This window comes from uncultured Granulicatella sp., from assembly GCF_963528315.1.
Taxonomy (GTDB): domain Bacteria; phylum Bacillota; class Bacilli; order Lactobacillales; family Aerococcaceae; genus Granulicatella.
In genome coordinates this window covers 64194-74672 of the sequence record NZ_CAURVV010000006.1, presented here as the reverse complement: position 1 = coordinate 74672, position 10479 = coordinate 64194, and the positions used below count along the sequence as shown (strand labels likewise).

The following is a 10479-nucleotide window of genomic DNA, read 5'->3' as shown; positions in this document are numbered from 1 at the left end:
CTCATACTAACTTCTAGTTTTGATACTTAACTAGAAGTTACTTTGAAACTTTACGCTACAACAGAAAAGTCTTTTTTAATTTTGCATTTGTACAAGTTAGGTGGTACACTACTGAAAAGAATACAAGAGTCAGAAAGGAGCTTTTCATGGGAAATTTAATTACTTATGTTCAACAATATGGAAATCAAACATTTGAAGATAAATCACTTACAGATATTGATGTTTTAATTCTAACAGAGATTGCTTATTTACCATTTGATGAGATTGTTCCTAAGTCATTCGATGTAACAGAGGCGATTTCTCTTGAACAATTAGGAAAAGAATTTGCTAAAGTTCAAGAAAAACTACAGGAACATAATCCATTTATGATTACTTCCGAGAGAATTCAATTACTAGAAATTGTGTCTGAAAGTCAGCGTTATAAAGAGATTAAAGTATTTGGATTTATGAATGATATTGATGATGAATTGACGAAACAATTTGCTGCAGTTTGCTATCAATGGAAAGAAGATAGTCGATGGATTATTTTTAGAGGAACGGATGAAAGCTTAACAGGTTGGAAAGAAGACTTTATGATGACTTATTCTGACTTGATTCCTGCACAAACAGATGCGATTGAATATTTAAGAAAACAAGCAGCAACATTTTTAGGAACGTTAAATGTATCTGGACATTCTAAAGGTGGAAATCTTTCTTTATATGCGAGTGCAATGCAAGAAGAAGCTGTTCAAAATCGAATTCATAAAATATATTGTTGGGATTCACCTGGAGTTCATCGATCGATTTTAAATACAGTAGGCTATCAAAGAGTGGTGTCAAAAGCCAAAAGATATATTCCACAAGATTCGATAGTCGGATTGATGTTAGAATCTCAAGTTCCATATCATATTATTGAAAGTCAGGGAAGTGGGATTTCTCAGCATAGTGCTTTAATGTGGAATATTGAAGAGGATCACTTTATCGAACTAACCGAATTAACGAAAAATAGCCAATTAACGGATCAAACGTTTAAACAATGGACTGAAGTAGTTTCGGATGAAGATTTAAAACTCTTTTTTGATACGTTTTTTGAATTGTTTTTTGAAATGGGAGTAGAGAGCGTTAATGATGTTTATTACAATTTTAGAGTGTACATGCAGAAATTTTTTGAAAAAGCCTATCAAATGGATAGCGAAAAACGAGAAATCTTACTAAGAGTGGGACGATTATTGTTCCAAATTCGTTATGAAATTTGGAAAGATACATTATCCATTTCAGTAGAACTTCCTAATTTAACATTACCGAGTGTAGAAGAATTAGTCGAAAGTTGGACAGGAGAACATCGAATTTCAGTGACTTATCAGTCTACAGAAGAAAACGAAGAAATTCGACACTATTATCAAAAACGTCAAATACAAAAGAAATTAGAAATGAAACAAGCCAAGCATCCTAAGTAGATGCTTGGCTTATTTGTATCATGCTATTTTATTGTTCAATTTTTAAGCTTAAGGCTACACCCATTCCGCCACCTACACATAGAGAAGCAATTCCGGTTTGTAATTGACGTTGTTGTAAAGCGTGAATTAAAGTCACTACAATACGAGCACCAGAAGCACCGATTGGATGTCCTAATGCGATAGCACCGCCGTGGACATTCACTTTTTCTGGATTGATTTTCAAATCTTTTATGACTGCTAAACTTTGAGCAGCAAAAGCTTCGTTCAATTCAAATAAATCCACTCGATCTAATGGAATATGCGTTCTTTGAATTAATTTTTCAATGGCAGGGACTGGTCCAATTCCCATAATAGAAGGGTCGACTCCTGCTTCAGCATATCCCGTTAATGTAGCTAAGATTGGCAAGTTTAAAGTGTTAGCTACTTCTCTTGTTGTTAAAATTAAAGCGGCTGCTCCATCATTGATACCTGAAGAATTTCCCGCTGTTACGACCCCATCTTTTTTAAAGACAGGTCTTAATGAACTTAGAGATTCGACAGTTGTTTCTGGACGAATAAATTCATCTTTATCAATCGTTACGACTTGTTTTGTTTTTTTATTTGTGATTTCAATAGGTGTAATTTCTTTATCAAAGGCACCAGATTGTTGTGCTTGGTATGCTTTTTGTTGAGAGTGAGCTGCAAATTCATCTAATTGTTGACGAGTAAATCCGTATTTATCAACTAGATTTTCAGCAGTAATTCCCATCGCTTCATTCGAAAAAGCATCTGTTAAGCCATCGTGGAATAAAGCATCAATCATCGTGCAATTTCCATTTTTAGTAGCAAATCGATTTGGAAGTAGATGTGGGGCTAAAGACATATTCTCCATACCACCTGCTAATACGATTTTTGCATCCCCTAGACGAATAGCTTGAGCTGCTAATAAAATCGATTTTAATCCAGAACCACAAACTTCATTTACGGTTAAAGCTGTACTAGTATGAGGTAATCCTGAGTTTAAGGCAACTTGACGCGCAGGGTTTTGACCAATCCCTGCTTGTAATACTTGTCCAAAAATAACGGTATCGATTAAACTTGGATCTACTTTTCCTTTTTCAATCGCAGATTTTGCAACGGCTGTACCTAATTCAACAGCACCGATTGAAGCGAATTGTCCTCCAAATTTTCCAATAGCTGTTCTTGTAGCACTAATAATTACAATATCGTTTGAATTCATATCATTCTCCTTAAAATTTCATTTACTATACTATTGTAATCGAAAGTTGCACAGAAACCTATTAAAATACTACATAAAAAAGTTAAAGTTTTTTTAAAATTATAACTTTCAGTAGGGATAATCGTTGTAGCTTTCGTCATTTTTTGCTACTATGGTACGTGCAGACTATTAGGATAGATACTTATTAGAATAAGGGAGTTAGAAATGAATATCGGAATTGATAAAATTGGATTTTATACACCTCCGTTTGCCTTATCCATGGAGGATTTAGCAGTAGAGCGTGGTGTAGAACCAGAAAAATATACAATAGGAATTGGACAAAGTACAATGGCTGTAGCTCCAGTGACTCAAGATATTGTCACAATGGGAGCCAATGCAGCAATTGGAATTTTAGATGAAGCTGATAAAGAAGCTATTGATATGATTCTTGTGGGAACAGAAACAGGAATTGACCAATCCAAATCTGCAGCAGTTTATATTCAAAATTTATTAGGATTATCGAATCGAGTTCGTAGTGTGGAATTAAAACATGCGTGCTATGGAGCAACTGCAGCATTACAATTAGCAAAAGGACATATTGCTTTGAATCCTGAATCAAAAGTCTTAGTTATTGCGAGTGACATCGCTAAATATGGCTTGAAGAGTGGTGGAGAACCAACACAAGGAGCTGGGGCAGTCGCAATGGTCGTTTCAGCTGAGCCTCGTTTACTTCGATTAGAAGATGAAACTAGCTTATTTACAGATGATGTCATGGATTTTTGGCGTCCAAATTACGAAGCATACCCAATGGTAGATGGAAAATTCTCAAATGAACAATACATCCGTTTCTTTGCAGAAGTTTGGAATGATTATGCAAAACAAACAGGAGCTACTTTTGCTGATTTAGAAGCGATTTGCTTCCACTTACCATATACGAAAATGGGATTAAAAGCTTTCAAGCCATTTTTAGAAGAATTGCCACAAGAAGAACAAGAACGATTAACGACTCGTTACCAAGAAAGTACAGCTTATAATCGTCATGTTGGAAATATTTATACAGGATCATTATTCTTAAGTTTTATTTCTTTAATTGAAACTAGTTCTGTATTAGTAGCTGGTGACCGTATTGGATTCTTTAGTTATGGTTCTGGAGCAGTTGGAGAGTTCTTCGTTGGAGAATTAGTGGAAGGCTTTGAAAAACAATTGCGAGTAGAAGCTCATCAACAATTATTAGAGGCTCGTAAACAAGTAACGGTTGAAGAATACGAAACATTATTTAGTCAAATGGTGGACGAAAGTGGCGAACAAACTTTCCAAGTGGAAGATGCAAGTCCATTTATTCTTTCAGGAGTTCATCAACATCAAAGACAATATCAAAAACAATAAATGGTACGCGAAAAGACTTGACTTCATTCAAGTCTTTTCTTTTTTTACAGTCTAGATTATGGTAGACTAAGATTATATGAAAAATGTACTAAGAGATTTTGCATGAAAGATAAGGAGGTTGAAGCATGGCAAAAATTTTAATCATTAATACGGGTGGAACCATCGCAATGAGCGAAGACCATTCAACCGGAAAAGTATCTCCGAATGGCGAAAATCCTTTATTATCGAGCGCACATTTATTTGATTTAATTGGAGATATTCATACAGAAGATTTGTTTAATTTACCTTCTCCTCATATGCAAGAATCTCATATGATGCAATTAAGAAATAGAATTTTATCAGCTGTTGAAGAGGGATATACGGGAGTTGTAGTGACTCACGGAACAGATACTTTAGAAGAAACAGCGTATTTTCTAGAATTGACGACTAATTTGTCGATTCCCATTGTGGTAACTGGAGCAATGAGATCAAGTAATGAGATTGGGTCAGACGGCTTAGCGAATTTACGGAGTTCCTTAATTGTAGCAGCGTCTCCAGAATCGAAAGATAAAGGAGTTGTAGTTGTGATGAATGATGAAGTTCATACAGCTACTTATGTAACCAAAACTCATACAACGAATGTTGCAACTTTCCAAACGCCAACTTTTGGACCGATTGGATTAGTTTCTAAAAGTGAAGTCATTTATTTCCAACGATTATTAAAACAAGAATACTATCCTATTGAAGAAGTTCAAACAGGGGTTTACTTATTAAAAGCTTATGCGGGAATGGACGGACTACTACTTGATGCGATTTGCGAGAGTCAAGCAAAAGGTGTCGTTATTGAAGCACTAGGAGCAGGGAATTTACCGCCGGCAACATTACCAGCTTTAAAAAGATGTTTAGAGGCAGGAATTCCCGTAGTATTAGTTTCTAGAGCATTCAATGGTGTTACTTATGATGTTTATGACTATTTGGGTGGAGGTAAACAATTAAGACAGTCTGGTGTCATTTTTACAACAGGATTGAGTGGGCAAAAAGCTCGTATGAAACTAAGTGTTTTATTAAGTTCAGGAAAATCATTAGAAGAAATTGAAAAAGCATTTGCATGCTAGAAAGAAGGATTAGAAATGGTAACAAAAATCGGAAGACGTGTTCGTGAATATGAAGGAAAACCAATTATTTATGGATATCCATATGAAGATTTAGTCGCATGGTTTGAAGAACATGGAGAGAAAAAATTCAGAGCAGGACAATTATGGGATTGGTTATATCGTAAACGTGTGACAAGTTTTGAAGAAATGACAAACTTATCAAAAGATTTAATTGCAAAATTAAATGAAACTTTTACATTCCCAGTGTTAAATGAAAAAATTAAACAACAGTCAACAGACGGTACTCGTAAGTTCTTATTTGAATTAGCAGATGGATTATTAATTGAAACAGTATTAATGCCACAAGAATATGGTTTATCGATTTGTGTAACAACACAAGTAGGATGTAATATCGGTTGTACTTTTTGTGCGAGTGGGATTATTGCGAAACAACGTGACTTAGTCGCTGGAGAAATTGTAGCGCAAGTGATGCACGTACAACGTACATTAGATGAGGTAGCTCCTGGAGACCGTGTGAGTCATATTGTAGTAATGGGAATTGGAGAACCATTTGATAACTATGATAATGTGATTAAGTTCTTAAAAGTAGTCAATTCTGATACAGGTTTAGCGATTGGTGCACGTCATATTACGGTTTCAACTAGTGGACTTGCTCCAAAGATTTTAGATTTTGCTAAAGAAGGCTTGCAAGTAAACTTAGCGTTATCGCTACATGCTCCAGATAATGATACTCGTTCTAAAATTATGCGTATTAACCGTAAATATCCAATTGAAGTGGTAATGGAAGCCATTAATGAATATATTCGTACAACGAATCGTCGTGTGACATTTGAATATATTATGTTGGATCATGTCAATGATTCTGTAGAGCAAGCGCAACAATTGGCAGATTTATTAGCGGATAAAAAACGTTTATCGTATGTAAACTTGATTCCGTATAATAAGGTTCGTGAGCATGATCAATATGAACGTAGTAGTAAGGATCGTGTAGTAGCTTTCTATGATGTATTGAAGAAGAATCATATTAACTGTGTGGTTCGTAAAGAATTCGGTCATGATATTGAAGCAGCGTGTGGTCAATTACGTTCAAGTCAAATGAAACGTGATCGTGACAGAAAACGTAAGACAGAAGAAGATAAATAAGATAAAAAATGTTTGAATAGACTTCCCTGGTTATAGTAGCAAAAGGACGGCAGCAAACCTTCGGTTTCATGCCTAAACTTCGAGCCTTGGTCTCGAAGTTTCCTGTAATATCAGCCATGCTTGGCTGATATTACTACTGCTACTATGGGAAGTCTTACTGTTTTTTTGAAGCGTACAAATTACATTTTTACCCTCATCTTTCAAGTAGAGATGGGGGTATTTTTTACTGTTTTCTACAAAGAAAATGAAACTCATAACAAGTAAAACGTTTTCAAAGTTGTAACATTTCAATTTTATGCGAACAAAAGTTAAAGAGAAATTTAAGTGAATGTTACAAAAAGATGACAAATGTAACAAAAACGTATGTTCGCATTGTTTTTCTGTAATCTAAATATCAAAAAAAGTCAATTTATTTAAAGAGGCTTAACAAAACGCGTGAAATCAACATTTTGCTATTTTTTCGTGTTACAGTAGTTACATCAAATAAAACCGCACTTGGAAATTTTAAGCGGTAGATTCTCGAAACAATAATTTTTCTAGTAGAGAGTCGGAAAGGATGTTTATGAAATTTACACTAAAGAAGACGGTGTTGGCAACAATCGCAGTAGCTTTTCTAGGAATTTCAGGAATGACAACTTCAACAGCTAAGGCTGATGAATGGGTAGCACGTACTACAGACGAAGTGAAAGATGAAATTGTTCATAATGATGAAGGGGTACAAGAGTACACAGTAAAATATGGTGATACATTATCTGTTATCGCTGAAGCGATGGATGTATCATTAGATGCTTTAATTCGTGTTAATGATATTCAAAACGCTAATTTAATTTATGCAGGAACAACAATTAAGTTTTCTGCTGATAAACAAGAAGTAGTTGTGAAAACTGAAGAAGAAGAGCATACTTACAAAGTAGAAGATAATACAGAAGTTGTAGAAGTGAAAGCAGTAGATCCAACTCCGCAAACAGCTACTTCACAAGAAGTACAAACTACTACAACAACTCAAGCAGCTCCAGCAGCAACTGAAGGTTATACATTAACCGTTGAAGCAACAGCTTATTCATATGCTGAAGCAGGATTATCTAGCTATACAGCTGATGGAACAAACTTAGTGAATGACCCAATGGTTATTGCAGTAGATCCACGAGTAATTCCATTAGGAACTATGGTAGAAATTCCTGGATACGGAGTATTCCGCGCAGCAGATACAGGTGGAGCGATTGTAGGGAACAAAATTGATGTTCACTTCCCAACTGTAGCACAAACTTATAATTTCGGACGTCGTACAATTACGATTCGTATTTTAAAATAAGAAATTACATGAAAGATTGGATGAAAATCCAGTCTTTTTTCTTTTCTTGTAAGAATTAAAAAGTATAGGAATGTATGAAGATTTTAAGAAAAAACTATTGTCTTTTTTTCAAAAGCTAGGAAATAAGCTGAAAATATGGTATATTGTGGGAAATGCAATATTTAGTAGTATGACAGGAGTGGAAAGAATGAAAAAAACAATGATGGGGATGTTAGCTGTAGCATCAACTTTAGCGTTAGCAGCATGTTCAAATAATCAATCAGCTGTAGCGACTTCAAAAGCAGGTAATGTTACCCAGGAAGAGTTTTACAAAGCATTAAAAGCAACATCAGGAGAACAAACATTACAACGTTTAGTGTTACAAAAAGTTTTAGAAAATGATGCAAAAGATAAAAAAGCTTTGGAAGAAGAAGCAAAAACAGAAGTTGCAAATCAAGTGAAACAATATGGTGGAGAAGATGCTTTAAAAGCTGTATTAGCTCGTAGTGGATTCACTTCAGTAGATGCTTACCGTGATACAGTTTATTTAAACAAATTAATTACTGCGGCAGTTAAAAAATCTACTACTTTCAGTGATGAAGAAGTTCAAAAATATTATGATTCATGGGAGCCAAAAGCAACAGCTCAACATATTTTAATTGGCGTATCTCAAAATGCTTCTGATGATGAAAAAGCAGAAGCTAAGAAAAAAGCTGAAGATTTAATCAAGCAATTAAAAGATGGTGCTGATTTCGATACATTAGCAAAAGAAAATTCAACAGATAAAACGTCTGCTGAAAATGGTGGTAAAATTGGACCATTCAAACGTTCAGACATGGTGAAAGAATTCGCCGATGCAGCATATGGTTTAAAAGTAGGAGATATTACAGAAGAACCAGTATTAACTCAATATGGTTACCATGTGATTAAATTAGTGGATAAACCTGAAAAAGGTTCATTAAGTGATGTACGTTCTACATTAGAAGATGAATTATTAGCTGAAAAATTAAAAGATACAGCTACAATCCATTCAGTAGTTTCTTCATTAGTGAAAAATGCAGAAGTGAAGATTACAGATGATACATTGAAAAATGCCTTGAAAGATTTTTCTGATAATACACCAAATGTAACAGAACAATCTCAAACAACAGGAAACTAGACATTCAATTAGGAGTAGGCTAAAAATCAAAATGAAGTATTTGATTTTTCCTACTCTTTTTTATACAATTCATCTTGACAATGAACAAAAAAATTGTAAAATTGAAAATAATTTAACAATTGTTTTCACGTTATCATTTTTTTGAAAAGTTATGAAACTAAGCAAGTGGAAAGGAAGGATACCATGAAATCTTCATGGAAATTAGTAGTCGGTTTATTAGCGATTGGATTAATGGGATGTGCAAGCCGTACAGAAACGTTTAATCAAGCTGATATGGTGAATGTTTCTAAAAATGGAGAATCAGCAGTAACAACAAAAGTTGAAGAAACAACGACAACTGCTGCTTCTACAAAAGAAGGAACGACTACTACCGAACTAAATGCTTTAGCAAAAGAAGCGATTAAAGAGATTGAAACGAAGAAACAAGTCTTACTGGATGATCATTATACGATATTAGTTCAAGCTCAAACAAAAGATTCTATTGATATCCATATTCGTCATCAAGAACAAAGTGGATCAAGTAGTTTTGGATATTTCCGATATACACAATCAACAAAACTTTTAGAAGAGATGGACTCAGTAACAGGTGATTATAAAGCAGTAAAATAATTTTTAGGGAAGTGTTGTTATGACAAAAACAGTAGACTTAGATTGGAAAAATTTAGGCTTTAGTTATATTAAAACAGACTATCGTTATATTAGTTATTATAAAGATGGTCAGTGGGATAATGGAGCTTTAGTAGAAGATAATGTACTTCATATTAGTGAAGCGTCAACAGCACTACATTATGGTCAACAAGCTTTTGAAGGATTAAAAGCTTATCGTTGTAAAGATGGAAGCATTAATTTATTCCGTCCTGACCAAAATGCGGCACGTTTTGCACGTTCTTGTACTCGTTTATTAATGCCTGAATTTCCTCAAGAACGTTTTGTTGAAGCGATTAAAGAAGTTGTTCGTGCAAATGAACATTGGATTCCACCATATGGAACAGGCGGAAGCTTATACATTCGTCCATTAATGATTGGGGTAGGCGATACTATCGGAGTAAGTCCAGCACCAGAATATATTTTCACAATTTTCGTAATGCCAGTTGGAGCTTATTTCAAAGGTGGTTTAACACCAACTAGCTTCGTAGTAAGTGAATATGACCGTGCTGCTCCTGTAGGAACTGGTGCTGCAAAAGTTGGAGGTAACTATGCAGCTAGCTTATTACCTGGTAAAGAAGCTAAAAAACGTCAATTTAGTGACTGTATTTATTTAGATCCATTGACTCATACTAAGATTGAAGAAGTTGGAGCTGCGAATTTCTTTGGAATTACTAAAGATAATCAATTCATCACTCCATACTCTCCATCTATTTTACCAAGTATTACAAAATACTCATTATTATGGTTAGCAGAACACCGTTTAGGAATGGTTGTGAAAGAAGCAGATGTATTCATTGATAAATTAGATGAATTTACAGAAGCTGGAGCATGTGGTACAGCAGCGGTTATCTCACCAATTGCTGGAATCCAAAATGGAGATGACTTCCATGTGTTCTATTCAGAAACAGAAGTAGGACCAGTGACTCGTCGTTTATATGATGAATTAGTAGGAATTCAATATGGGGATGTAGAAGCTCCAGAAGGTTGGATTCAAAAAGTATAATTATATATATTATTTAGAGCCTTATGAAGTGAATTTTATCATGAAAATTACTTCATAAGGTTTTTCTTTTAACAATTATAAATTAAAACTATCACAAAAAATCAAGAATTCGCTTGCAGTT

9 protein-coding genes are annotated in these 10479 nt (G+C 34.5%); 8 read left to right on the top strand and 1 reads right to left on the bottom strand.

Annotation, left to right across the window (positions count from 1 at the left end; all coding sequences use genetic code 11):
- The first annotated feature begins 146 nt into the window (after positions 1-146).
- Positions 147-1436 (top strand): Mbeg1-like protein, encoded by a 1290-nt coding sequence (locus tag RYK07_RS02820; protein WP_314852322.1) that lies wholly within the window; start codon positions 147-149, stop codon positions 1434-1436.
- Between the two features lie 28 nt (positions 1437-1464).
- Here the strand turns inward: RYK07_RS02820 and RYK07_RS02815 are convergent, their stop codons facing one another.
- A complete protein-coding gene (locus tag RYK07_RS02815) occupies positions 1465-2655 on the bottom strand; it encodes an acetyl-CoA C-acetyltransferase (RefSeq protein ID WP_314852321.1) in 1191 nt (396 codons plus the stop codon).
- A 204-nt stretch (positions 2656-2859) separates the two neighbouring features.
- Here RYK07_RS02815 and RYK07_RS02810 point away from each other — a divergent pair, with 204 nt between their 5' ends.
- The 7 genes from RYK07_RS02810 (at position 2860) to RYK07_RS02780 (ending at position 10358) form a co-directional block, all read left to right on the top strand.
- A complete protein-coding gene (locus tag RYK07_RS02810) occupies positions 2860-4020 on the top strand; it encodes a hydroxymethylglutaryl-CoA synthase (protein ID WP_314852320.1) in 1161 nt (386 codons plus the stop codon).
- A 125-nt stretch (positions 4021-4145) separates the two neighbouring features.
- Positions 4146-5114: an asparaginase gene (locus RYK07_RS02805; RefSeq protein WP_314852319.1), complete on the top strand. Its 969-nt coding sequence runs from the start codon at positions 4146-4148 to the stop codon at positions 5112-5114.
- Between the two features lie 15 nt (positions 5115-5129).
- A complete protein-coding gene (gene rlmN / locus RYK07_RS02800; RefSeq protein ID WP_314110659.1) occupies positions 5130-6257 on the top strand; it encodes a 23S rRNA (adenine(2503)-C(2))-methyltransferase RlmN in 1128 nt (375 codons plus the stop codon).
- 562 nt (positions 6258-6819) lie between these two features.
- A complete protein-coding gene (locus tag RYK07_RS02795) occupies positions 6820-7569 on the top strand; it encodes a 3D domain-containing protein (protein ID WP_314852317.1) in 750 nt (249 codons plus the stop codon).
- A 187-nt stretch (positions 7570-7756) separates the two neighbouring features.
- The gene (locus RYK07_RS02790; protein ID WP_314852315.1) at positions 7757-8707 is read left to right on the top strand and encodes a peptidylprolyl isomerase; all 951 of its coding nucleotides are present in this window, start codon (positions 7757-7759) and stop codon (positions 8705-8707) included.
- Between the two features lie 183 nt (positions 8708-8890).
- The gene (locus tag RYK07_RS02785; RefSeq protein ID WP_314852314.1) at positions 8891-9316 is read left to right on the top strand and encodes a hypothetical protein; all 426 of its coding nucleotides are present in this window, start codon (positions 8891-8893) and stop codon (positions 9314-9316) included.
- 19 nt (positions 9317-9335) lie between these two features.
- Positions 9336-10358: a branched-chain amino acid aminotransferase gene (locus RYK07_RS02780; RefSeq protein ID WP_314852313.1), complete on the top strand. Its 1023-nt coding sequence runs from the start codon at positions 9336-9338 to the stop codon at positions 10356-10358.
- Positions 10359-10479: the final 121 nt, after the last annotated feature.

Coding starts and splice junctions, on each gene's coding strand:
- RYK07_RS02795 (WP_314852317.1), top strand. CDS start 6,820: ATGAAATTTACACTAAAGAAGACGGTGTTGGCAACAATCGCAGTAGCT.
- RYK07_RS02790 (WP_314852315.1), top strand. CDS start 7,757: ATGAAAAAAACAATGATGGGGATGTTAGCTGTAGCATCAACTTTAGCG.
- RYK07_RS02815 (WP_314852321.1), bottom strand. CDS start 2,655: ATGAATTCAAACGATATTGTAATTATTAGTGCTACAAGAACAGCTATT.
- RYK07_RS02780 (WP_314852313.1), top strand. CDS start 9,336: ATGACAAAAACAGTAGACTTAGATTGGAAAAATTTAGGCTTTAGTTAT.
- RYK07_RS02810 (WP_314852320.1), top strand. CDS start 2,860: ATGAATATCGGAATTGATAAAATTGGATTTTATACACCTCCGTTTGCC.
- rlmN (WP_314110659.1), top strand. CDS start 5,130: ATGGTAACAAAAATCGGAAGACGTGTTCGTGAATATGAAGGAAAACCA.
- RYK07_RS02805 (WP_314852319.1), top strand. CDS start 4,146: ATGGCAAAAATTTTAATCATTAATACGGGTGGAACCATCGCAATGAGC.
- RYK07_RS02820 (WP_314852322.1), top strand. CDS start 147: ATGGGAAATTTAATTACTTATGTTCAACAATATGGAAATCAAACATTT.
- RYK07_RS02785 (WP_314852314.1), top strand. CDS start 8,891: ATGAAATCTTCATGGAAATTAGTAGTCGGTTTATTAGCGATTGGATTA.